22 protein-coding genes and 1 tRNA gene are annotated in these 23012 nt (G+C 72.4%); 10 read left to right on the top strand and 13 right to left on the bottom strand.

Annotation, left to right across the window (positions count from 1 at the left end; all coding sequences use genetic code 11):
- Positions 1-48: 48 nt before the first annotated feature.
- Positions 49-507, bottom strand: coding sequence for a RidA family protein (locus tag IEZ06_RS21065; protein ID WP_189238413.1), 459 nt, complete (start codon positions 505-507; stop codon positions 49-51).
- Between the two features lie 5 nt (positions 508-512).
- Entirely contained in the window at positions 513-668 is a 156-nt protein-coding gene (gene sp36 / locus IEZ06_RS21070) for a Sp36 family protein (protein WP_141703503.1), read from the bottom strand.
- 141 nt (positions 669-809) lie between these two features.
- Between sp36 and bagA the strand changes: the two genes are divergently transcribed.
- Positions 810-1811 carry an ATPase BagA gene (bagA, locus tag IEZ06_RS21075; protein ID WP_189238414.1) on the top strand — a complete coding sequence of 334 codons (1002 nt, stop codon included), beginning with the start codon at positions 810-812 and terminating at the stop codon, positions 1809-1811.
- Positions 1808-2971, top strand: coding sequence for an ATPase BagB (gene bagB, locus IEZ06_RS21080; protein WP_189238415.1), 1164 nt, complete (start codon positions 1808-1810; stop codon positions 2969-2971). Before bagA ends, bagB begins: the two co-directional genes overlap by 4 nt.
- 183 nt (positions 2972-3154) lie before the next feature.
- On the opposite strand, the gene IEZ06_RS21085 is transcribed toward bagB, so the two are convergent.
- Positions 3155-3451: a WhiB family transcriptional regulator gene (locus IEZ06_RS21085; RefSeq protein ID WP_068898049.1), complete on the bottom strand. Its 297-nt coding sequence runs from the start codon at positions 3449-3451 to the stop codon at positions 3155-3157.
- 299 nt (positions 3452-3750) lie between these two features.
- On the opposite strand from IEZ06_RS21085, the gene IEZ06_RS21090 reads away from it, so the two are divergent.
- Entirely contained in the window at positions 3751-5949 is a 2199-nt protein-coding gene (locus IEZ06_RS21090) for a transglycosylase domain-containing protein (protein ID WP_307811721.1), read from the top strand.
- A 106-nt stretch (positions 5950-6055) separates the two neighbouring features.
- Here the strand turns inward: IEZ06_RS21090 and IEZ06_RS21095 are convergent, their stop codons facing one another.
- Positions 6056-6511 carry a GatB/YqeY domain-containing protein gene (locus IEZ06_RS21095; RefSeq protein WP_189238417.1) on the bottom strand — a complete coding sequence of 152 codons (456 nt, stop codon included), beginning with the start codon at positions 6509-6511 and terminating at the stop codon, positions 6056-6058.
- Between the two features lie 92 nt (positions 6512-6603).
- Between IEZ06_RS21095 and IEZ06_RS21100 the strand changes: the two genes are divergently transcribed.
- Complete coding sequence (locus IEZ06_RS21100; RefSeq protein WP_229798484.1) at positions 6604-7527, top strand: metallophosphoesterase; 924 nt, start codon at positions 6604-6606, stop codon at positions 7525-7527.
- Positions 7528-7559: 32 nt separating this feature from the next.
- A tRNA-Pro gene (locus IEZ06_RS21105) sits at positions 7560-7633 on the top strand.
- 109 nt (positions 7634-7742) lie between these two features.
- Here IEZ06_RS21105 and IEZ06_RS21110 read toward each other — a convergent pair.
- Together IEZ06_RS21110 and IEZ06_RS21115 are read right to left on the bottom strand one after the other, a co-directional pair.
- On the bottom strand, positions 7743-9188 hold the full coding sequence (locus IEZ06_RS21110) for a rhodanese-like domain-containing protein (protein ID WP_189238419.1): 1446 nt from the start codon (positions 9186-9188) through the stop codon (positions 7743-7745).
- Between the two features lie 51 nt (positions 9189-9239).
- Positions 9240-9764 carry a DUF6789 family protein gene (locus IEZ06_RS21115; RefSeq protein WP_203872038.1) on the bottom strand — a complete coding sequence of 175 codons (525 nt, stop codon included), beginning with the start codon at positions 9762-9764 and terminating at the stop codon, positions 9240-9242.
- Between the two features lie 259 nt (positions 9765-10023).
- Here IEZ06_RS21115 and IEZ06_RS21120 point away from each other — a divergent pair, with 259 nt between their 5' ends.
- The 4 genes from IEZ06_RS21120 to IEZ06_RS21135 all read left to right on the top strand — a co-directional run bounded on the left by IEZ06_RS21120 (position 10024) and on the right by IEZ06_RS21135 (position 14503).
- Complete coding sequence (locus IEZ06_RS21120) at positions 10024-11223, top strand: cytochrome P450 (protein ID WP_189238420.1); 1200 nt, start codon at positions 10024-10026, stop codon at positions 11221-11223.
- A 331-nt stretch (positions 11224-11554) separates the two neighbouring features.
- On the top strand, positions 11555-12208 hold the full coding sequence (locus IEZ06_RS21125) for a hypothetical protein (protein ID WP_189238421.1): 654 nt from the start codon (positions 11555-11557) through the stop codon (positions 12206-12208).
- Entirely contained in the window at positions 12201-13874 is a 1674-nt protein-coding gene (locus IEZ06_RS21130; protein ID WP_189238422.1) for an N-6 DNA methylase, read from the top strand. Before IEZ06_RS21125 ends, IEZ06_RS21130 begins: the two co-directional genes overlap by 8 nt.
- Positions 13859-14503: a restriction endonuclease subunit S gene (locus IEZ06_RS21135; protein WP_189238423.1), complete on the top strand. Its 645-nt coding sequence runs from the start codon at positions 13859-13861 to the stop codon at positions 14501-14503. The genes IEZ06_RS21130 and IEZ06_RS21135 overlap by 16 nt, the downstream gene beginning before the upstream one ends.
- 9 nt (positions 14504-14512) lie before the next feature.
- On the opposite strand, the gene IEZ06_RS21140 is transcribed toward IEZ06_RS21135, so the two are convergent.
- From IEZ06_RS21140 to IEZ06_RS21165, 6 genes are all read right to left on the bottom strand, one after another.
- Complete coding sequence (locus IEZ06_RS21140) at positions 14513-15223, bottom strand: 4a-hydroxytetrahydrobiopterin dehydratase family protein (RefSeq protein ID WP_189238424.1); 711 nt, start codon at positions 15221-15223, stop codon at positions 14513-14515.
- A gap of 131 nt (positions 15224-15354) precedes the next feature.
- Positions 15355-15813, bottom strand: a complete 459-nt coding sequence (locus IEZ06_RS21145) for a carboxymuconolactone decarboxylase family protein (protein ID WP_068898037.1) — start codon at positions 15811-15813, stop codon at positions 15355-15357.
- Positions 15810-16679, bottom strand: a complete 870-nt coding sequence (sigJ, locus tag IEZ06_RS21150; RefSeq protein WP_229798486.1) for an RNA polymerase sigma factor SigJ — start codon at positions 16677-16679, stop codon at positions 15810-15812. The genes IEZ06_RS21145 and sigJ overlap by 4 nt, the downstream gene beginning before the upstream one ends.
- 190 nt (positions 16680-16869) lie before the next feature.
- The gene (locus IEZ06_RS21155; protein WP_229798488.1) at positions 16870-18120 is read right to left on the bottom strand and encodes a PucR family transcriptional regulator; all 1251 of its coding nucleotides are present in this window, start codon (positions 18118-18120) and stop codon (positions 16870-16872) included.
- A gap of 263 nt (positions 18121-18383) precedes the next feature.
- A complete protein-coding gene (locus IEZ06_RS21160; protein WP_189238426.1) occupies positions 18384-19265 on the bottom strand; it encodes a collagen-like triple helix repeat-containing protein in 882 nt (293 codons plus the stop codon).
- 256 nt (positions 19266-19521) lie between these two features.
- Complete coding sequence (locus tag IEZ06_RS21165; RefSeq protein WP_189238427.1) at positions 19522-20820, bottom strand: aspartate aminotransferase type Ic; 1299 nt, start codon at positions 20818-20820, stop codon at positions 19522-19524.
- 149 nt (positions 20821-20969) lie between these two features.
- On the opposite strand from IEZ06_RS21165, the gene IEZ06_RS21170 reads away from it, so the two are divergent.
- On the top strand, positions 20970-21899 hold the full coding sequence (locus IEZ06_RS21170; protein WP_189238428.1) for a DUF4429 domain-containing protein: 930 nt from the start codon (positions 20970-20972) through the stop codon (positions 21897-21899).
- 158 nt (positions 21900-22057) lie between these two features.
- Here the strand turns inward: IEZ06_RS21170 and IEZ06_RS21175 are convergent, their stop codons facing one another.
- Entirely contained in the window at positions 22058-22789 is a 732-nt protein-coding gene (locus IEZ06_RS21175; RefSeq protein WP_203872037.1) for an HNH endonuclease family protein, read from the bottom strand.
- Positions 22790-23012 lie beyond the last annotated feature (223 nt).

Raw genomic sequence — 23012 nt, forward strand, 5'->3', positions numbered from 1 at the left:
CATCGGCCTCCTGCGCGACCTCCGGCGGACCTCAGTCCCGGACGGTCGTCAGCGGACCTCGGCGATCAGCTCGACCTCGACCGGCGCGTCCAGCGGGAGGACCGTGACGCCCACCGCGCTGCGGGCGTGCACCCCGGCCTCGCCGAAGACCTCGCCGAGCAGCTCGCTGGCGCCGTTGACCACCTGCGGCTGGCCGGTGAAGTCCGGGGCGCTGGCCACGAACCCGACGACCTTCACGATCCGGACCACGTTCGACAGGCCGCCGGCCGCCGACGCGACCGCCGCCAGGGCGTTGAGCGCGCAGATCCGGGCCATCTCCCGGCCCTCCTCCGCGCTCACCTCGGCGCCGACCTTGCCGGTCGCCGCCAGCCTGCCGTCCACCATCGGGACCTGGCCCGAGGTGTAGACGTGGTCGCCCGACCGGACGGCCGGGACGTAGGCCGCCAGCGGCGGCACGACCTCGGGCAGCGTCAGGCCCAGCTCGGCCAGCTTCTCCTCAGGGGACACCGCGCCTACTCCTTCGGGCGCTTGAGGTAGGCCACCAGCTGCTCGGGGTTCGGCCCCGGCACGACCTGGACGAGCTCCCAGCCGTCCTGGCCCCAGTTGTCGAGAATCTGCTTGGTCGCGTGGACCAGCAGCGGCACAGTCGAGTACTCCCACTTCGTCATGCGGGACACACTAGCGAGACCTCCCCCCGCCGGGCGCCCCGGCGCGGCCCGCACGACCCGGCCGCCGCGAGAAGGTGTGAATCGCGTCCCAAACAACGGCCCGCGCGAGTCGCCAAGTAACCGTTGGGTAGCCTTCGAACTGTGAAAGCGCGCGACACCGACTGGGATGGGGTACGGCTTCACGTCGTCACCGGCAAGGGCGGCACCGGGAAGACCACGGTCGCCGCCGCGCTCGCCCTCGCGCTCGCCGCGGGCGGACGGAAGGTCCTGCTGGTCGAGGTCGAGGGGCGCCAGGGGATCGCACAGATCTTCGACCTGCCGCCGCTGCCGTACGAGGAACGGAAGATCGCCGTCGCCCCGGGGGGCGGCGACGTCCACGCGCTGGCCGTCGATCCCGAAGAGGCCATGCTCGACTACCTCGAGATGTTCTACGGCATGCGCCGGGCGGGCCGGGCGCTGAGCAAGCTGGGCATCGTCGACTTCGCCACCACCATCGCCCCCGGTTTCCGCGACGTCCTCGTCACCGGCAAGACGACCGAGGCGGTGCGGCGCAGGGACAAGGAGGGCCGGCGGACCTACGACGCGGTGGTGCTGGACGCCCCGCCGACCGGCCGGATCGTGCGCTTCCTGAACGTCACCAACGAGGTCGCGGGGCTGGCCAGGATGGGCCCGATCAAGAACCACGCCGACCTGGTGAACGGCGTCGTCGCCTCACCCGAGACCGCGGTGCACTTCGTCACCCTCCTGGAGGAGATGCCCGTCCAGGAGACCCTCGACGGGCTGGCCGAGCTGCGCGCGGCGGGCCTGCCTCCCGGCGGCGTCTTCACCAACATGGTCAGGACCTCGCTGCTGCCCGCCGAGGCCGTCGAGGCGGCCGCCGCGGGCCGGTTCGACCCGGACGAGCTGGCGCTGGGCCTCAAGGCCGCCGGGCTGGCCGACGGGGCCGACGCCGCCGCCGTGGCCGCGGCCCTCACCGAGGAGATCGTCGAGCACGCCCGCCGCACCGAGCTGGAGCGCCAGGAGCGGGCCTCGCTCGACGCCGCCGGGCGGCCCCGCTACGAACTGCCGCTACTGCCGGACGGCGTGGACCTCGCCGGGCTGTACGAACTGGCCGAATCGATCCGCACCCAGGGAGCAGCATGAACGAGCGGACCGGAGGGCACCGCACCGCCCCCGTGCTCGACCTCGACGCGATCATCGACGACCGCAACACCCGGATCATCGTCTGCTGCGGCTCCGGAGGCGTGGGCAAGACCACCACCGCGGCCGCCCTGGGACTGCGCGCCGCCGAGCGCGGGCGCAGCGCCGTGGTCCTCACCGTGGACCCGGCGCGGCGGCTGGCCCAGTCGATGGGCCTGACCGAGCTCGACAACACGCCCCGGCCCGTCGCGGGCGTGGACGGCGAGGGCGAGCTGCACGCCATGATGCTCGACATGAAGCGGACCTTCGACGAGATCATCGAGGCGCACGCCGATCCGGAGCGGGCCCGGCAGATCCTGACGAACCCCTTCTACCAGTCCCTGTCGTCCAGCTTCTCCGGCACGCAGGAGTACATGGCGATGGAGAAGCTCGGCCAGCTCCGCCGGTCGGGCGACTGGGACCTGATCATCGTGGACACCCCGCCCTCCCGGTCCGCCCTGGACTTCCTGGACGCGCCGGAACGGCTCGGCCGCTTCCTCGACGGGCGGCTCATCCGCCTGCTGACCGCCCCGGCGAAGGTCGGCGGGCGCAGCGCCTTCAAGCTGTTCAACGCCGGCTTCGGGTTCGTCGCCGGGACCCTGACCAAGCTGCTGGGCGCGCAGGTGCTCAAGGACCTGCAGACGTTCGTGTCCGCCCTGGACGCCGTCTTCGGCGGGTTCCGGGCACGCGCCGACCAGACCTACCGGTTGCTGCAGGCCCCCGGGACCGCGTTCGTGGTCGTCGCCGCCCCCGAGCGGGACGCGATGCGCGAGGCCTCGTACTTCGTCGAGCGGCTGGCCGAGGAGCGCATGCCGCTGGCCGGGCTCGTGGTCAACCGGGTCCACCGCTCGCCCGTCACCGGGCTGTCGGCGGCCCGGAGCAGCGCGGCGGCCGAGGACCTGGAGGCGCGGGGCGAGCACGAGCTGACCTCCGCGGTGCTGCGGCTGCACGCCGACCGCATGCAGCTGGCCGCCCGGGAGCACCGCGAGCAGGAGCACTTCGTCTCCGCCCACCCCACGGTGCCGATCGTCCAGGTCGCCGCGATGCCCACGGACGTGCACGACCTGGAGGGCCTGCGCGAGGTGGGAGAGCTCCTGGCCGGGCGGTGGCGCCCGGCGGCCTGACCCGCCCGGGACCGCCTCGCTCCGGCACCGCACCGGGCGCCGTCCCCGGGCACCGGCACGCCGTTCCGCGCCGCGGGCGGGCGCGGAACGAACGCGCACGGACCGGGTTCGGACGACATGGGTACGGCCGGCGGGCGGCGCCGGCCGTACGGGGTCGAAATCATGCCGGGGCGGCTCGCGGGCTCAGCCGGCGATCAGCTCGTTCGTCCGCTCGTACTCTTCCTTGGCCAGTTCCAGCAGGTCCCGCCAGGAGTCGACATCGGGTCGCCGGCGCAGCAGCGCCCGGCGTTCCCGCTCGGTCATCCCGCCCCACACCCCGAACTCGATGCGGTTGTCCAACGCGTCGGCGAGGCACTCGGTTCGGACCGGGCACCCTCGGCAGATGAGCTTCGCCCGGTTCTGGGCAGCGCCCTGGACGAACAGCGCGTCAGGATCCGCACCCTTGCAGGCCGCGCTGGACGTCCAATCCGTGATCCACATTCGACCCCACTCCCCTTAGGTGGTCAGTCGTGACTTGGAGCCGACGGGCGCGGTCGTCGGGCTTCCGTATTCAGTTGCCGCAGAAGAAGAACGTACGCAATCAGACGTTCGGGCGGACAGACCCCGGCGGGACCAATTTCTTGCATGGTCATGGGCGGCCATGTGGCCGGGAATGACTAGTTACCTATCGTCGATTCAAGGGAACGCCAAGCACGAACGGTGTTCCGTTACCGTTCGAGCCGTCCACCCGACGTACTCTTGTTCTCGTGCAAGCTCAAGGCAAAGATCAGAAGTCGGCAGTGGGCAACGTCCTGCGGCTCGTCACCGCGGGCGCCGCCGCGGGGGTGTTGGTCGCTGCCATCGCGCTTCCGGCGATGGGTGGTGCGGGCGTGACGGTGAAGTCCGCCATCCAGGAGCTGCACCTGCAGCCGGAGGAGCTCAAGGAGCCGCCGCTGCCCGAGCGGACCGTCCTGCTGGACGCCGACGGCAAGCAGTTCGCCCAGTTCTACTTCGAGAACCGCGAGTCGGTGAGACTCGACCAGATCGCCGACGTCATGAAGACCGCCATCGTCGCGATCGAGGACTACCGGTTCTACGAGCACGGGGCGCTCGACCTGGAGGGCACGGCCCGCGCCGCGGTGAAGAACTTCACCGGCGGCGGCGTCGTCCAGGGCGGCTCGTCGATCACCCAGCAGTACGTCAAGCTCGTCCTGGTCAACAGCGCCGAGACCAAGGAGGAGCAGGCCGCCGCCCAGGCGCCCACCCTCGAACGCAAGCTCAAGGAGCTGCGCTACGCGCTGGCCATCGAGGAAAAGTACACCAAGTCGGAGATCCTCGAGCGCTACCTCAACATCTCCTACTTCGGCGCGGGCGCGCACGGCATCCAGGCCGCCGCCAAGCGGTTCTTCGGCAAGCCGGCCTCCAAGCTGACCCTGTGGGAGGCCGCCACGCTGGCCGGGGCCGTGCAGAACCCCAGCGTGACCGACCCCAACACCGGCAAGGCCGCCCGCGCCCGGCTGCTGGAGCGGCGCAACCTCGTGCTGGACACGATGGCCAAGCTCGGCAAGATCACGAAGGCGGAGGCCGAGGAGGCCAAGGCCAAGAAGCTCGGCTACAAGGACGTCCCGGTCCCCGGCGGCTGCGACGAGAGCCCCTACCCCTACTTCTGCCTCTACGCCCAGCACGAGATCCTCAACAACGAGGACTTCGGCAAGACCCCCGAGGCACGCAAGAAGTTCCTCCAGCGCGGCGGCCTGACGATCAAGACGACGCTCGACACGCAGGCGCAGAAGGCCGCCGAGAAGGCCATCAAGGCCTACGTCAAGACCACCGACAAGCCGGTCGCCGCGCAGGCGATGGTCGTGCCGGGCACCGGCGCCATCAAGGCGATGGCCGCCAGCCGCAAGTTCGGCCAGAACAAGAAGAAGAACGAGATCAGCTACAACCTCGCCGCCGACGTGCTGCACGGCGGCGGCGCCGGGTTCCAGGCGGGCTCCACCTTCAAGCCCATCACCCTGCTCGCGGCCCTGGAGAAGGGCATGAAGCTGAACGACGGCTTCAGCACCGGTTCGACCTACCACGCGCCGAGCAGCAGCGCCTTCCGCGACTGCAAGGGCAACCGGGTGGGCGAGCCCTCGCATCCGGTCCACAACTCCAGCGAGGGCGGCGGCGGCTTCAAGACCCTGACCACCGGCACCCTCGGCTCGGTGAACACCTTCTTCATGAAACTGGAGGAGGTCGTCGGACTCTGCGAGACCGTCAAGACCGCCCAGAAGCTCGGCATCAAGCGCGCCGACGGGCAGCCGCTGAAGGAGTTCGAGACCTTCACCCTCGGCATCAACGAGATGGACCCGGTGACGGTCTCCGCCGCCTACGCGACGATCGGCGCCCGCGGCGCCTACTGCAAGCCGATGGCCATCACCGAGATCCGCGACCGGAACAACAAGGCCACCTCCTACAAGCCGAAGTGCAAGCAGGTCCTGGACGAGGAGGTCGCCGACGCGGCCGCGCACATCATGTCCGGGGTCTTCACCAAGGGCACGATGAGCGGCGTCGGCGGCATCGGCCGCCCCGCGGCCGGCAAGACCGGGACCACCGACGCCTACACCGCGGCCTGGTTCGCCGGTTTCACCCCCGACCTGGCCTCCGCGGTCAGCATCGGCGACCCGCGCGGCGCCTTCGAGCACGACCTGGTCGGCGTGACCATCGGCGGGCGCTACTACTCCTACGTGTACGGCGCCTCGATCGCCGGGCCGATCTGGAAGCAGTCCATGATCGGCGCGTTGAAGGGCGTGGAGGCGACGCCGTTCACCCCGGTGAACATGGAGCGCTTCGGCGGCTGCTCGGCCGGCCGGTGCGCCCCGCCGCCCAAGAAGCCCGCCAAGGTCGACGGTGACGGCGGCGGCCGCGGTGGCGACGGTGATGGCGGCGGCGGCAACGACGTGGAGTCCCCGGACGGCTGGGGCGACGCGAACGGCGGCGCCCCGATCATTCCCTGACCGCCCGCGGCGGCGCCGCTAAGACAGGAAGAGAGCCCTCCTCGGGGCCGGTGACGGCCGAGGAGGGCTCTCTCTTCACGTCGGCCCGAAGCCGTCTCCGGGGCTCTCAGCCCGCCAGGCGGGCCCGTACGGCCTGGGCCACCCGGCCGCCCTCGGCCCGCCCGGCGACCTTGGGGTTGAGGACCTTCATGACCTGCCCCATCGCCTGCGGCCCGGCCGCCCCGCTCTCCGCCACGGCCTCCTCCACGAGCGCGGCGAGCTCGGAGTCGGAGAGCTGGGCCGGGAGGTACTCCTCCAGGATGGCCTGCTCGTCCATCTCGGCCTTCGCCTGCTCGGTGCGGCCGGCTCCACCGAAGGCCTCGGCCGCCTCGCGGCGCTTCTTGGCCTCCTTCGTCAGCACCTTGACGATCTCGTCGTCGGTCAGCTCGCGGGAGGTCCTGCCCGAGACCTCCTCGACGTTCACGGCCGCCAGGGCCATCCGGATCGTCCGGGTGCGGATCTCGTCCCTGCTCTTCATCGAGGCCGTCAGATCGGCCTTCAGCTTGTCCTTCAATGCGCTCATGCGGTCCATCTTGCCGCCTCACCAGCCCGGTTGTATTCCGGGTTTCCTTCCGGCGGGCCGGATCGGCGGCCCGGCTCGGGCATGATGGAGGGGTGAGGAAAGCAGCCGCAGTGCCCCTGTCCCTGCTCGGCGCCGGCCTGGCCGGTCTGGCCTACGCCTCGGTCATCGAGCGCAACGCGTTCCGGCTGCGGCGTTTCGACGTGCCGGTGCTGGAGCCCGGACGGCGTCCGGTGCGCGTCCTGCACCTCTCCGACCTGCACCTCACCCCCGGCCGCCGGCTGCTCATCGAGTGGGTCCGCTCCCTGGGCGACCTCCGGCCCGATCTGGTGGTGAACACCGGCGACTCGATCGCCCACCCCGAGGCGGTCCCCGCCCTGCTGCACGCCCTGGAGCCCCTGCTGCAGCGCCCCGGCCTGTTCGTGTACGGCTCCAACGACCTCTACTCCCCGCGCCCCAAGAACCCCGCGCGCTACCTGTGGCGGACCTCCAAGGGCGACAACCGCCGCAACACGCCCGACCTGCCCTGGGAGGAGCTCGGCGCCGGGATGGCGGCCGAGGGCTGGCTCGACATGAACAACACCACCGCCCGGATCAAGGTCGCCGACCTCGACGTGGCCGTGGGCGGCATCCATGACTCCCACATCGACTACGACCGCTACGACCGGATCGCCGGTCCCGCCCCCGCGGACGCCGACCTCCGCCTGGGCGTGATGCACTCCCCTGAGCCCCGCAACATGACCCGCTTCGCCGCCGACGGCTACCAGCTCCTGCTGGCCGGGCACACCCACGGCGGCCAGCTCTGCGTCCCGTTCTACGGTGCACTCGTCACCAACTGCGGCATCGACCGGGCCCGCGTCAAGGGCCTGAGCCGCCACGACGCCGCCTACCTCCACGTCTCCGCGGGCCTCGGCACCAGCCCGTACTCCCCGGTCCGGTTCGCCTGCTTCCCGGAGGCTTCGCTCCTCACGCTCGTACCGCGCCGCCGGGGTGGCACAAGCATCCACGAAGTCCGCTAGACTTTCCCAAGCACGAGCAAGACGGCGTGCACCGGGGTGTAGCGCAGCTTGGTAGCGCGCTTCGTTCGGGACGAAGAGGTCGCAGGTTCAAATCCTGTCACCCCGACGTTGCAGTGACTTCCCGAGGCCGAGGGCCCGGTCGCCAGAGATGGCGGCCGGGCCCTCGGTCGTTCTCCCTCGGCCGTTCTCCCTGGGTCGTTTCCCTCCGCGGACCGTCAGGCGGCTTGGTGCGCGGTGCGGGCGGTGATCACGTCGGGGATCCCGGCACCTGTCAGCACGACGGGCCGGTGGCCCTCCCCGGCCAGCAGGGTCGCGGCAATGGAGGCCCGGCGGCCCGAACCGCAGGCGACCAGCACGGGGCGGTCCTGGTCGAGGGCCTCCGGCACGCCCTCGGTCACCAGATCGGGCAGGAAGCGCTCCACCGCTCCGTCCAGCCGGGCCGCCTTCCGCTCGGCGGGCATCCGCACGTCGAGCACCTGCGCGCCGGGCAGGGCGAGATGCCTGAGGAAGGCGGGCAGGTCCACGAGCGTGAAGGTCTGGGTGGCCGCCGGGCCGAGGTCGCGGACGACGCCGCACACCGTGTCCATCCCGATCCGCGCGAGCTGGACGACCTCCTCGGTGACGTCCTGGTCCCGCTCGGCGACCAGCACGATCGGCGTCCGGTACGGCAGCAGCCACCCGGCCCAGCTGCCGAAGTCGTCGCCCGGCTCGATCCCGACGGATCCGGGAAGGGCCCCCTGCGCCTGCGCCCTCCGCGGGCGGACGTCGACCACCCGCGCCGCTGCGTGCACGGCGGTGGCGGTGAGCTCGGGAACCCTCGGCGAGGGCATCGGCGGCACGCCGAGGGTGTTGGCTCTGCCCATGTGCCGGTAGAACGCCGGGATCGGCATCGGCTCGGCGAGCAGCGCGTCGGCGAAGGCCTCCGCGGCGTCGCCGGCGTCCATGGAGGATCCGGGCCCCGCGGCGTCCATGGAGGATCCGGGCCCCGCGGCGTCCGTGGGGGCCCCGGGCTCCGCGGCGTCCGTGCCGCCGACGGCGAGGGCCAGCAGCGGGTTGCCGGTGAGCTCCGCCCCGATGGTGGAGGTGTGCCGGCCCGCACCGGAGGACGTGCAGAACGAGCCCTCGCCGTGGGTGGGGAACAGGCCGGTCCGCGGGGGCAGCGCCGCCAGCCGGCGCAGCGAGCCGTACTGCAGGCGGGCCAGGGTGCGGGCCCGCTCGGGGCCCAGCAGGTCGGGGCGGCCGGCCGAGGCCACCAGCAGGCTGCCGCCGGAGAAGAGGGCCGCCGGCTCGCCGTCGGCCAGCACCAGGTAGCTGGTGTGCTCGGGGGTGTGGCCCGGGGTGTGGATCGGGCGGACGACCAGGCCCCGCCCGCCCGCGAGGTCCTCCAGGTGGAAGGCGGGGGTGTGCCGGTAGGCGGCCGCGGCCGCGGCGGGCAGCACCAGTTCGGCCCCGGTGCGCAGGGCGGCCTGCTCGGCGCCCGAGACGTAGTCGTTGTGCAGGTGGGTCTCCAGCACGAACCGCAGTTCCACGTCCCGTTCGGCGACGACCCGCAGGAACCGGTCGACGTCGCGCTGGGGGTCGACGAGCACCCCCCTGCCCTCGTGGACCAGCAGGTGGCTCTGGTCGCCCAGGCCCGGAGTGCGGAACGACACGATCTCCATTTCCCCGCCTCCGCTCGGTCGGCGCACGGCCCCGGACGGGGCCCTACGGGTTCATACCCGGGAAAGGCCGGGAGGACCTGCGGAAACGGGGACCTGCGGGGACGCGCCGGGCCCGTCGTCCCCGCACCCGGCGCGGTCACCGCCGTTCATCCGGTTCAGCGCGAGAGCGAGCGCCGCGCCGTACACCACATGGGCCGTGCCCATCACCAGGGGGCGCCCCGGCCGGTCGCGCGGGATCGAGGGCAGGATCCCCAGGCGGGGCACCCAGCCCGCGTAGCTGCCGACCCAGATCCCCAGGGCGTAGACGACGCCGAGCGGCGGAGCGACCCGCCGCCCGCGGGAGAGCAGGCCGTACAGGGCGCCGGCGGTGGCACCGAACCCGAAGTGGGCGATCGCGCCCAGGACCCCCTCGCCGGGCTTGGGCCGGTGCCGATGCCCGGGCAGGGCGGCACGGACGATGCGTTCGGGCGGCTGGTCGCCCATCAGTCCGGCCCTCTCCCCGGCGACCATCACCACGCTCATCACCGCGGTGGCGAGCACGCCTCCTGCGGCTCCTCTGACCAGGTTGCGCATCATGACGGGCGAATGCCCCCGTCCCGGCGGGGGAAACCGGCGTGCGCACACCGCCCCGGGCCCGGCGGCTCCGCCCGGTGGCCGATGCCGCGTTGGGTCCGGCGGCTCCGCTCGATGACCGGTGCCGCCCCGGGTCCGGCGGCTCCGCTCGATGACCGGTGCCGCCGCCTGACCGGGACCCGGCGGGTCCGGGAGCGGACCTCCGCCGGGAGGTCCGGGAAGGCTCCTTCCCGGCCGGAGGTTCCGTTGATACGGTCGATTGATGTCGGACGCCGCGCAGTTCCCGTTCGCCCCCGGGCCGCACCAGGGCCCTCCCACCGAGTACGGCCGCCGTCACCGCGAGGAGCCCCTCGGACCGGTCGAGATGCCCAGCGGGGACCGCGCCCTGCTGGCCGTACGGTACGACGACGTCGCCACGGTCCTGAGCGACCCGCGCTTCTCCCGGGAGCTCGACTACCCCGGGGCGCCGCGCTTCCTCCCCGGGTTCGACATCGCCGACGCGCCCGGGAGCATCATCTCCATGGACCCGCCGCGCCACACCCGGCTGCGGCGGCTGCTGTCCGGGACCTTCACCCCCCGGCAGATCGCGGCGTGGCGGCCCCGGGTGCGCACGGTCGCGCACCGGCTGGTCGACGGGATGCTGGAGCAGGACGGCCCGGTCGACTTCGTCTCCGGCTTCGCCTTCCCCCTGCCGGTCCAGGTGATCTGCGACGTCATGGGCGTCGAGGACCTCGACGTCGAGCGGGTCCGGGAGTGGTCCGACGCCGCGCTCTCCACCTCGGCGCTCACCCCCGACGAGCAGATCGCCGCGATGATCGAGTTCGGGGCCTACATCTCCGAGCTCATCGCCGCGCACCGCCTCGCCCCCGGCGAGGGGCTGCTCACCGCGCTCATCGAGGCCCACGACGAGGGCGACAAGCTCAACGAGGAGGAGCTGATCCGCATCACGCTCGGGCTCTTCCTCGCCGGTCACGAGACGACGGCCTCGGTGCTGTCCCGCGCCCTGCTCCGGCTGCTGGGCCCGGACGGCGAGTACGCCCGCCTGGTGGACTCCCCCGAGCTGGTCGCGCCCGCCGTCGAGGAGCTGCTCCGCATGGAGGAGCCCGGGGACGTCGGCCTGCTCCGCGTCGCCACCGAGGACGTCGAGCTCTCCTGCGGCCGCGTACGGCGGGGCGAGGCCGTCATGGCCCCGCCCTGCGCGGCCAACCATGACCCCGCGGCCTTCCCCGAGCCCGACCGCTTCGTCATCGGCCGCGACGGTCCGGGGCACCTGGCGTTCGGCCGCGGCGCCCACTACTGCCTCGGCGCGAACCTGGCCCGCCTGGAGCTGGTCGAGGCGCTCGCCGTGCTGACCGAGCGGCTCCCCGGCCTCGCCCTGGCCGAACCGGCGGACGCCGTGCCGTGGACCACCGGGCACATCGTCCGCCGTCCGGAGCGGCTCCCGGTCATCCCGAAGAGGTGACCGCCTGACCGGCACCCGCCTCGAGATCCTTCGACGGCGACGGCGACTCATCGCGATGACGACACGGAGCTCCGCCCCCGGACGGCGTTAACACTTTTTTGTATTGCTATACGCTTGAACGTGTAGGGGCAAACGGTTACCGTGATCCCTGCAGCGAAGTTCTCTTCGAGGCGACGGCTCGTCCGGCGACCGGCCGGCCGAGCCGGCCGAGCCGGCGTAGAAAAAGCCGTGCCCCGGGTGGCATGCGAAGCAGAGGCGAACCCGGGGCGTACATCTCAAGTCTACCCACCGGCGCCATCCCCCCACAACGGATACTTCCAGGAGTGTCATCGTGAGTTCTGAGCTGCCCGAATGGTCAAGACGGGCCTTCTCCGAGCCCCGCCTGAAGCCTTATCTGGTCGCCTCCCACGGAGACAGTGCACGGGCCTGGCGCCTGTACCGCTGGAACGTCGAGGTATCACAGGCCTTCTACGGCTCCCTGCACTGCCTTGAGATCGGTCTGCGGAACGCCGTACACGATCGGCTCCTCGAGAGGTACGGCCGCGCCGACTGGTGGGAGGCCGCGCCGTTGAAGAAACACGACTCCGGCAAGGTCGCAAAAGCCAGAGACGACCTGCGGCGCAAAGGGGTCGGCCGCCCCACGGCTGACGACGTGGTGGCAGAACTGTCCTTCGGCTTCTGGGTATCCCTGCTGAGCAGTTCCTACGACCGCCACCTGTGGGTTCCCGCCTTGCACCGGGCCTTTCCGTACTACGCGGGCCGCCGCTCCGTACTGCGCGACAACTTTCAGGCCATGGTGCTGCTCCGCAACCGGATCATGCATCATGAGCCCGTCCACCATCGGCATCTGCCCGCCGACCATGCCAAGATCTATCGGCTCCTGGGTTACCTCGAGCCCGAGATCGTCACCTGGCTGCAGGGCTTCGACCGAGTACCGGAGATACTCGGCCGGAAACCGGGGAACGACGGCGGCGAACATGCCTGACGGCCACCTGTCCCGGTCCGACGTCGCGCGGCTGGCCGAGGTGCGACGTCCCGCCGTGACCAACTGGGCACGCCGCCATCAGGACTTTCCCAAGGCGGTGGACATCGGAGGAGAGGAGCTCTTCGAGGTCCGCTCCATCGCCGCGTGGCTGGACGGACGCCCGATCCCGAGCAATGCACGCGTGGCAGGAGAACAGGCGGGCTCGACCTACGGTGAACGCTTCCGCAGGAACCTCGCGGCGTCGGTCGACGCAGGATCGGCGTCGGTCGACGCAGGATCGGCGTCAGTCGGCGCAGGATCCCTCAGGCCCTCACCCGGAACGCCGGAGAACGCTCCTTCCACCGGGTCGAACACGACGAACTCCTTGTGGGAGGACCTTCTGCGACTGCGCGGGCCGGTGGACGTGCTCCGTTACCGGAACCTCGTGCTCGGCCTCGTCTACCTGCGATCCCGGGACGAGGACGGATGGGCCGCCGAGGGGATCGAGCAGGTCATCCCGGCGCTGGAGAACAAGACCCCTGAGGTTCACATCGCGCTGCGAGACCTCCGGGTGAACGACCGGACCGCCCAGCAGCTTGCGGACATCGCCGCCATCGTCGACCGTTTCGTCGGCGAACTCGGTGGGGCCGAAGCCTTTCACCTGCTCCTCAGCCGCTTCGCCACGCTCGAAGGCCGCCGCGGCGGTGAGTTCCACACTCCCGAATCCGTGGTGCGCATGCTGGTCGGCGTCTCCGCACCGGCCATCGCACGAGAGGTCTACGATCCTGCCTGCGGAACGGCCGAACTCCTCACCGCAGCGGCGGTCCACGCCCGGGAGACGAACGGCCGCACGCCTTTCCAGGTGCACGGCACCGCGTTGAACGCCGAGTCACTCGCACTGGCCCGCATGAACCTGCAGCTGCACGGCGCAGACGCGGAACTGCGTATCCAGCCGGCTCATGCCCTGTGCGGCGCGACCCATCCCCACGGCCCGTTCACCTGGATCGTCACCAATCCCCCCTTCAACATGGGCGGCTGGTGCCCCGACGGCCCTCAGGACCACGGGGCCTGGCTCTATGGACCACCGCCGGCGCACAGAGCCGACTTCGCCTGGCTGCAACATGTGGCCGGACTGCTCGCATCCGGTGGACGGGCAGCCGTTCTCATGGCGCTCAACGCCGCCTTCTCTCAGAACCCGAGCGAGCACGTGATCCGATCCCGCATGGTGGACGACGGCTGTGTCGAAGGCGTGATCGTCCTGCCTCCCCGGCTCTTCCACTCAACGGACATCGCCGTCGGTATCTGGCTGCTGACTCCTCCGGGCACGCCTCGGAACGAGGCGCTCTTCGTCGACGCTTCCGGCCTGGGGCGAATGGCCGGCCGCACCCGGCGGGAGCTCACCGACGCGGACATCGAGGCGGTGACCGGCGTCGTCGACGGCTGGCGGCGGGGGGAAGGCATTGATGATCGCCTCGGCTCGGCCGCGGCGGTGTCACTGAAGACGATCCGTCTGCACGGATACAACCTGAATCCCCGGAAGTACACCGGGACGGCGGCCGACGCACCCGCTGGAGGACGAACGGTCGAGGCTCTCCGGCGGGAGCTGGAGCGCCTCGGCAGGCTGGCGACGATGGTCGACGTGCGGATCGAACGGGAGATGAGGAACCTCGGATGCCACGGTCACTGACGGGAGAACTCGCCGAGATGTGGCGGGAGGTCCCGCTCTTCGACGTCTGCGAGTTGAGGGCGGGAGCGAGCACTCCGGCCGACTCCGGCGGTCCCGTCCGCGTGGTGAAGCCGAGGAACGTCACGGACGGCAGGCTGACGGGGACCCCCGACGGCATCACCGAGGAGTCCGCCGGAAAGCTGGGCCGCTATCGGCTCGTGGCCGGGGACATCGTATGCGTGCGAACCGGCGGCGTCGGCAGACATGCCCTGGCGACCGTGGAACATACAGGGTGGATCTTCGGAACGGGCATCATCAGGCTGCGTCCCGGTGAGGACGTCGACCCGCTCTATCTCAACCACTATCTGAGCCATCCGTCCGTACAGGACTGGTTCAGGCGCAACGTCGCGGGAACCGCCGTCCCGAGCATCAGCACCGGAACCCTCGGCACGCTTCCGGTCGCGCTTCCTCCCATGCACACGCAGAAGTCGATAGGCCGAACACTCGGCACACTGAACGAGAAGATCGCGATTCACGAGCAGATCTGCCGGACCACCGCCGAACTCCGCGACGTGCTGCTCTCCCGTCTGCTCTCCGGGGAGCCGGCCCCGCCCGCCGAACACACGGGCGACGACGGTGCCTTCGCATGAACGGCCCGGTCAGTCCCTGCCCTGCCAGGTCGTCACGCAGGCCTCGTTGCCCTCCGCATCCGCCAGCACCCAGAAGGACGGGGCGCGCCCGTCGGACAGGAGCACGCCGCCCGCGGCCAGGGCCGCCTCGATCCGGCGGGGCGCCTCATCGTGCGGGACGGACACGTCCAGGTGGATGCGGTTGCGCTGCGGGCGGGCCTCGTCCATCTGCTGGAACCAGATCGCCGGGCCGTGGCGGAACGGGTCGACGAGCGGGTCCTCCGGGCCGTCCGCGCCGGGCTCGTCGACGTAACCCATCACCGCCTTCCAGAAGGGGCGGATCCGGGCGATGTCCAGCGCGTCGATCGCGATCTCGACGAGCTGCACCGAGCGCGGCTCCGGCTCGGCGACCCCCGGTGAGGGCCGAAGGCCGAGTCCCCGCACGGCCGCGGAGATCCGGCCGGCGAGCTCCACCTCCGCGGAGGTCACCGTCGCCGCGGCGAGCGACTGCAGCGTGAGCACCAGCCGGTCGCCGCGCACGTCCATCCAGAGGCCGCCGTCGGCCCCGTCACCGGCCGCCTCCGCCAGGCGCGCGGCGACGTCGGCCGCCCGGCGCAGCGAGGGCACCCGTACCGTCGTCTGCAGGGCGCCCAGGACGTACCGCCACCCCGCCTCGCCGACGGCCTCGGAGATCTCCCGCCTGCTCGGCCTCGCGGCCGTGTTCCCACCGTTCTCCGTCATCCCGGCATGATCGCAGAGACGACCGCCGCCCGGGAGGCCGTGCAGGGGGCGACGGGGCGGTCGGGGCGCCGTCCGGGAGGCCGCGCGGAGGGCGGCGGGCCGCCGGGCCGGACGGGGTGGTCGGTGCGCCGTCAGCCCTGGCGGTACGAGCCCGCGATCTGCCGGGTGGTCACGCAGATGCGGTTCCACGCGTTGATCGTGGCGATCGCCACGACCAGCGCGGCCAGCGTCTTCTCGTCGTGGTGCCGGGCCGCCTCCTCCCAGACCGCGTCGGGTACGGCCTCGCCCCGGTCGGCCAGCCGGGTGGCCTCCTCGGCCAGGGCGAGCGCGGCCCGCTCGGCGTCGGTGAAGTACGGCGCCTCCCGCCAGGCCGCGACCGAGAAGAGCCGCTCGTCGCTCTCCCCGGCCTTCTTCGCCTCGTGGGCGTGCATGTCCACGCAGAACCCGCAGCCGTTGATCTGGCTGGCGCGCAGCTTCACCAGCTCCAGCGTGGCGTGCGGCAGCGTGCTGGTGCGCAGGAACCCCTCCAGGCCCAGCATCGCCTTGTACGCCTCCGGAGCCAGTTCCCCGACGTTCATCCGTGCCTTCATCGGACTCTCCTCAGTTTCTCGGGATTCATCACGGTGTCGATCTCGGTGATCCGGCCGTCCGCCACGGTCAGCCCCATCACCCCGATGAGGTCCTTCCCCTGGAAGCGGAGCAGACCCGGCCGGCCGTTGACCGTGGACGGCCGCAGGCGGTGGCCCGCGCCGAAACGCTCGGCCACGCCGAGCACGAAGCGGGCCACCCGGTCCGCGCCGAGGATCGGCCGCCGGGCGGCTCTGACCACCCCGCCGCCGTCGCTGCGGAGCACCACGTCCGGGTCGAGCAGCGCCAGCAGGGCGCCGAGATCCCGGCCCGCCGACGCCTCGGCGAAGGCCTCCACCACTCTGCGGTGCTCGGCGGTGTCCACGTCGAACCTGGGTGCGCGGGCCGAGACGTGCCGCCGCGCGCGGGCCGCCAGCTGGCGGCAGGCCGCGGGCGTGCGCCCGACCGCCTGGCCCACCTCGTCGAACGAGAGCCCGAACACGTCGTGCAGCACGAACGCGGTGCGCTCGGCCGGGCTGAGCGACTCCAGCACGACCAGCATCGCCAGGCTCATCGACTCGTCCAGCGTCACCCGCTCGGCCGGGTCGGCCTCCTCCACCACGGGTTCGGGCAACCACGGCCCCACGTACTCCTCCCGGCGCACGCGCGCCGAGCGGAGCACGTCCAGGGCCAGCCGGGAGACCGTCACCACCAGCCAGCCGGTGACGTCCCGGATCTCCGTCCGGTCGGTCCGGACCAGCCGCAGCCACGCGTCCTGCACCACGTCGTCGGCCTCGTCCACGGTGCCGAGCAGCCCGTAGGCCACCCCCACCAGCCGGGGCCGGATCGCGTGGAACTCCGCCGCGAGCCCGTCGAGATCGTTCTTCACGTCATGAGGACGGGGCAGCCCCCGATCGTGTGACATCCGAAACCCGCCTCCCGATCCCGTACCGGATCCGATGCTCGCATCCGCGACGCGGTCGACGGTCCGGGGCGGAAGATCGACGAGGTCCGGAGCGGGGCCGGCGCGATCGGGCGGGGTGACGGGCCCGGAGAGGGCCAGGCCCGGCCGGGAAGGGTCAGGCCCGGCCGGGAAGGGGCCTGGCGCGGTCGGGAAGGGGCCTGGCGCGGTCGCCGTTCTTCCCGGCGCGCAGCGCCCAGGCGCGCAGGACGGCCTCCAGCTCGAACCGGCCGTCCGGGTCCTTCAGTTGGTCGGCGAAGAGTTCCACGGCCTGGCGCAGCCGGTAGCGCACGGTCTGCGGATGGATGTGCAGCCGTACCGCGGCCTCGTTGGCGTTGTAGCCGCTCTGCAGCCAAGCCAGCAGCGTCTCGGCGAGCCGGTCGCGCTGGCCGGGCTTGAGCCCGCGCAGCGGGGCGAGCCGCGTCCGCTCCATCAGCTGGATCAGCGTCTCGTCCCGGAAGATCATGATCGCCGACATGTGTTCGGAGACCCTGATCACCGCGTCGGAGGCGAGCACGCCCCGGCGCGCCAGGTCCAGCGCCCGTACGGCCAGCCGCAGCGAGAGCGCACCCTCCCCCGTCCTGACCGCGGGCCCGACCGCCACGGTCCAGTCGGAGAGCAGGGGGCGCAGGAGAGCCTGCCGGCCCGGGCCGTCCGGGTCGGGCACCACCAGGCAGGGGTCGGACCGGTCGAGGTCGGCGAGCACGTCGGGCGGGAGGCCGGGCCGGGGCAGCTCGCCCGGCCTGCGCGGGGCCAGCGCCACGCAGGCGAGCGTGCGCGGCGGTGTCCAGCCGACCGACCGGGACAGGTCCTCCACCGCCCGCGCGTCGGGCGGCGGGTCGGCCACCAGCAGGTTGAGCAGCCTGCGGCGGCGCAGTTCGAGCTCGCCCGCCGCCCTCGCCTGCGCCTCCGCGTAGCCCTCGGCCGCCGCCGCGGCGATCTCGTCCAGGTAGACCAGGATCGCCTCCCCGATGTCGCACATGCGCTGCCGGGAGAGGTCCAGCCGCTCGGACTCGGTGGCCAGCCTCCGCCAGGCGACCCGGGCGCAGATGCGCAGCGCGGACTGCAGGGAGTCCAGCGGGCGGCCCTCGCTCGCCTCGCCGCCGCCGATCCCCCGGTAGACCTCCAGCAGCCGGGTCCGGCTCACCCTGCGGTCCCCGACCCGGTTCACGAACCCGGCGAGCGCCTCCTCCACGGCCCGCCGCACGATGCGCGCGTAGGCGCCGCTCGGCCGGGAGTACTCCGGCACGCTCGCCCGGATCTCGCCGATCATCTCGTCGGCCAGGTCGTCCAGGTAGGGCCGGAACACCTCGGCGAACTCGCGGGGGATGTCGGCCGGCGGGCGTTCGACGTCATGGACAGCGGACACGGATGCCTCCCGGCTTCGGACGTTACCCCGGAGTCAGGAGGGCGTCTCCTGACACCGGCGCACATTCCGCCCGGCGGCATCGCTCACGTCCGTGACAACTTTTCCGCCCGGCCGTCCCTCACGTCCGTGGCGACCTTCCGCCCGGCCGTCCCTCACGTCCGTGACGATCTTCCGCCCGGCCGTCCCTCACGTCCGTGACGATCTTCCGGCCCGGCTTCTCCCGGGCCTTCCCGTCGCCTCCCCGGCCTCCGGCCGGGCCGCCCTCAGGCCTGGACGGGCGCGGCGGGACCGGCGGACCCTTCGGGGCCGGGAGATCCTTCGGTGCCGGGGGATCCTTCGGTGCCGGGGGATCCGGGAGGCCGGGCGGCTCCGGAGGTCCGGGCCGCGCCGTCGAGCGGTGAGCCGCACTGCCAGGCGTGCTCGAACTGCTGGAGCCAGTAGGCGTACCAGTGGGGGCTGTTCTCCCTGGTGAGCTCCAGGTGCATGCGGGAGGCGGTCGAGGTGTCGCGGAACCCGTGCGTCTCGACGATCACCTTTCCGTGGGCGGTGTCCGGGTCCAGCGCGATGAGGCTGAAACCGGGACTGTAGGGCAGCAGCCGCGCTCCGAATTCGCCCTTCACCTGCCAGCGGCCCATGGCCCGCAGATGGCCGACGGTGGTGCGCACCGCGTCGGGCAGCCGCTGCACGGGCAGGTCGACGGAGTCGTCGAGCTGGGCCGAGGCGATCCCGACCGCCGCGGTCTCGGCGGGATCGAGGACGAGCACCCGGAGCGTGCCGTCCGCGCGGGAGAGCACGGTGCTCCGCAGCAGTTCGCAGGTCTGCGGCGAGAGGAGGTTCACCGCCGAGGGCGCGAGGATCCGCACGTCCCGCGCCTGGCGGAAGCGGACGTGCAGCGGGACGTGTTCGTAGGCCGAGCGGTCGCCCAGGAGGTCGTCCTGCCGCTGCGCGGGCTCGGGAGGCACCGCGACCCGGTAGACGAGCAGGCCGATCCCGGCCAGGACGACGGTCCACTTGAGGTCTTCGGGCAGCACGTCGCCGATCGTCGACAGGACCGCGAAGACCACGGTGACGGCGGCCACGGCGTACACGTCCAGATTGCGGCGCGCCTTGATGTCCCCGGCGACTTTGCGGAACCCGACGGCCATAGTCCCGTCCCTCCGGCTCGAACCACCCGTGACCTCTTGATCCAAGGATGTCCCATGGATCACCGCTGCGCTGCGGCGTTCCCGCCTCTTCGTCGGGGCAGCCGGTGGAGCAGTCCGCGGAGCGGCCGGCAGACGCTCCGCCGGAACCCGCGACGGAGCGGCCGAACCGCCTGGTGCCCCGGGCGGTACGGCCGGCGAACCACCGGAGGGGCTTCCCGGCGGCGTTCAGCGGGGAAGCCCGGCGAGCGGTCGCGCGTCAGCCGGCCGCCTCCAGCAGCTTCTCGGTGGCGACGAGCCGCACGCACACGGTCAGACCGGCGATGGCGAGCTCCAGCTCCTCCGGTTCGGGGTAGCTGGGCGCGATGCGGATGGTGCTGTCGCGGGGGTCCTTCCCGTACGGGTGGGTCGCCCCGGCGGGCGTCAGGGCGATGCCCGCCTCGGTCGCGCGGCGCACCACCTCGCGCGCGCAGCCCTCCAGCACGTCGAGGCTGACGAAGTAGCCGCCCGCCGGACGCGACCAGGTGGCCAGGCCCGTGCCGCCCAGCTCCTTGCTGAGGATCGCCTCCACCGCGTCGAACTTCGGCCGCAGCAGCTCGCGGTGGCGCTCCATGTGCGCGAGCACGCCGTCGGCGTCACGGAGGAACTCCGCGTGGCGGAGCTGGTTGACCTTGTCCGGGCCGATGGTGCCCTTGCCCAGGTTACCGATCAGCCAGGCCACGTTGTCCGGGGAGGAGCCGAAGAAGGCGACCCCGGCACCGGCGAAGGTGATCTTCGAGGTGGAGCCGAAGACGAAGGCCCGGTCGGGGTTGCCGCTCTCGGCGCAGAGCGCCAGCAGGTCGGCGATCTCCACGCGCTCGTCGGTCAGGTGGTGGACGGCGTAGGCGTTGTCCCAGAAGATCCGGAAGTCCGGGGCCGCGGCCGGCATGGACGCCAGGCGGCGCACGGTCTCGTCGCTGTAGCAGGTGCCGTCGGGGTTGCTGTACTTGGGCACGCACCAGATGCCCTTGATCTGGGCGTCCTCGCGGACCAGGCCCTCCACGACGTCCATGTCGGGACCGTCGGCGGTCATCGGCACCGGGATCAGCTCGATGCCGAACCGCTCGCACAGGGCGAAGTGCCGGTCGTATCCGGGCACCGGGCACAGGAAGGCGATCCTGGGCTCGTCCGCCCACCGGCGCTCGGCGCCCGGCAGGCGGCTGAGCAGCGCGTGCACGACGGAGTCGTGCATCAGCGTGAGGCTGGAGTTGCCCGCCGCCACCAGCTGCGCCGCCGGGACCTGCAGGAGGCCGCTGAAGATCTCCCTGAGCTCCGGCAGGCCCTGCAGCCCGCCGTAGTTGCGGGTGTCGGTCCCGTCGGCGGCGCGGTGGCCGCCCGAGGGCAGCGTCAGCAGCGCCTCGGCGAGGTCGAGCTGGCGCGGCGACGGCTTGCCCCGCGTGAGGTCGAGGGAGAGGCCGCGCCGGACCAGCTCCTCGTAGTCGCGCCGGGCGCGGTCGCGCTCGGCGGTCAGCTCCGCGGCGTTCGGAGCCGGGGAGGGGGAAGAGTCCGAGGAGGTCACGAGGGTTCCTTCGCCTGCCGGATCGGGAGTGGAATGGAATTGAAAGGATAGAAGACCCGCCGCCGCGCCGGGGTGCCGGGTTCGGCGATGATCGCCTCCCCGGGCCCGGTCCGGGCCGGAGAAGTCCGCTTCTGCATAAGATCGGGCATATGGCGGAGGTCATGGGGCGGGACGGGACGTGGACGTTCGACGGGGAGATCCTGCGGATCGTGCCGGGCCGCGACCGGGGGGTGCACAAGCTGCGGCAGCTGCTCGGTGAGGTGACCGTGCCGCTGGAGGCGGTGGCCGGCGTCTCCCACGAGCCCGGCAAGAAGGGCGGGCGGCTCCGGCTGCGCCTGCGTGAGGGCGCCGACCCGTTCAACCAGGCCGCGCGCGGCCGCATCCCGGACTCGGCCGACCCCTACCAGCTGGCCGTCGAGCCCGACCGCGGCGGCGTCGCCGACTACTTCGTGGACGAGGTGCGCAACGCCCTGGTCATCGACCAGGTGCCGGACGGGCCGGTCTCCCGCTACCTGATGCCCGGCCCGAGCGTGCCGCTGACGGCGTCGGCGGGGGACGGGACCGCGACGTTCGACGGCGAGTCGGTCCGCCTGGAGTGGAGCTGGGCGGTGGAGTCCACCAAGAAGTCCGCCGGTTCGCAGCGGATCGCCCTGTCCGAGCTGACCAGTGTGGAGTGGATCCCGGCCGCCGGGCTGGAGAACGGGCACGTCCGCTTCCACGTCCGGGGCTCGGTGCACCGGCTCGCCCCCAAGTACGACCCGCACTGCCTGGTGCTGTGGGGCATGGACAAGGAGACCCGGACGATCGCGCTGCTCGTCGCGGCCGTGCTCGCCCGGCTGCCGCACCCGTCGGCCCCCGCCGAGCCGCCCGCCGCGGAGCAGGCCGCCCTGACCGCGCAGACCGCCCCCGCCGGAGCCGGAGGAGGTCCGCCGGGGGAGGCCGGGAGCGAGGGCGAGCGGCCGGACGACCACGACGCGCTCCTGCGGCGGCTGCGCGAACTGGGCGGTCTGCACCGGGACGGCGTGCTCACCGACGAGGAGTTCGCCCAGGCCAAGCAGGCGATCCTGCGACGCTTCTGACCCCACCGGGTCCCTGGGCCTCCACGGACCCGCCGGTCCGGTCCGCGGCTCCGATGCGTGCGGTCCCGGTCCGTGCCTCGGCTCCGATGGGTGCGGTCCCGGTCCGTGCCTCGGCTCCGATGGGTGCGGCTCCGGTCCGCGGCGCCCCCGCTCCGCGCTCAGCGGCACTGGGCGAGCATGGCGGCCTTGTCGGCCCGCGTCACCGGGAGGCCGTACTTCAGGGCGACCTGGGCGAACCGGACGACGTAGGCGCAGCGGACCTTCCGCCGGGGCGGGAGCCAGGCGGCCGGGCCGGACCCGCCCTTGGCCTCGTTGGCGTCGCCGTACACGGGCATGAGGTTGAGCGGGTCGTTGGCGATCCGCTCGCGCTTGGCCCTGGACCAGCGCGAGGCGCCCATCCGCCACTCGTAGGAGAGCGGGACGACGTGGTCGACCTGGATCTCGTCCGCGCGGCGCTTGCTCCAGCGGATGACTCTGCCGGTGTAGGGGTCGCGCAGGTCCAGCTCGACCACTTCGCACCGCGATCCCCTGCGGTAGCGCACGTTCTCGCCGTCGCGGGCGAGCAGGTCGTCGCGGGTCCGGCAGCCGTTGCGCGCGTACGGCACGCCCGCGGCGGTGTCGGCCCAGTTCTCCCCGAACCGGGCCCGCGAGTAACCGGCCTTCGACCCCATCGGCGCGGTCCTCAGCCGCTTGATCAACCGCACCGCCCTGGCCCTGTCGCCGCCGGTGACCGGCGCCAGACCGGGTCTGACTCCGTCGGGGTTCTGCAGCGGCGCGGCCCGCACCGCGCCGCCGGAGGGCGCGGTCGCCGCCCCGGTGTCCTGCCGCGCCACCACCGCGAACATCACCGCGCCGGCCAGGAAGGCGGTGACCACTCCCCGCGCGCTCACCCATGCCCTCCGAAGACCGTACGCCGACCGGCACTTCACCGATTCCCGGATTCGGCTCCGCCGACACGGCGGCGGCCGGGAACGGCCACCGGCACGCGTCCCGCCGGAGCCTCCGGGTGTCCCGCGGATCGTACCTCCGGCGCGCCCGGCGGATCATCGGGGCCGCCGCGCTCCCCGGAACGTCCGGCGGATCACCGGAGCCGCCCGCGTTCCCGGAGCGCCC

The organism is Planomonospora antibiotica (assembly GCF_014647955.1).
In the GTDB taxonomy this organism is placed as follows: domain Bacteria; phylum Actinomycetota; class Actinomycetes; order Streptosporangiales; family Streptosporangiaceae; genus Planomonospora; species Planomonospora parontospora.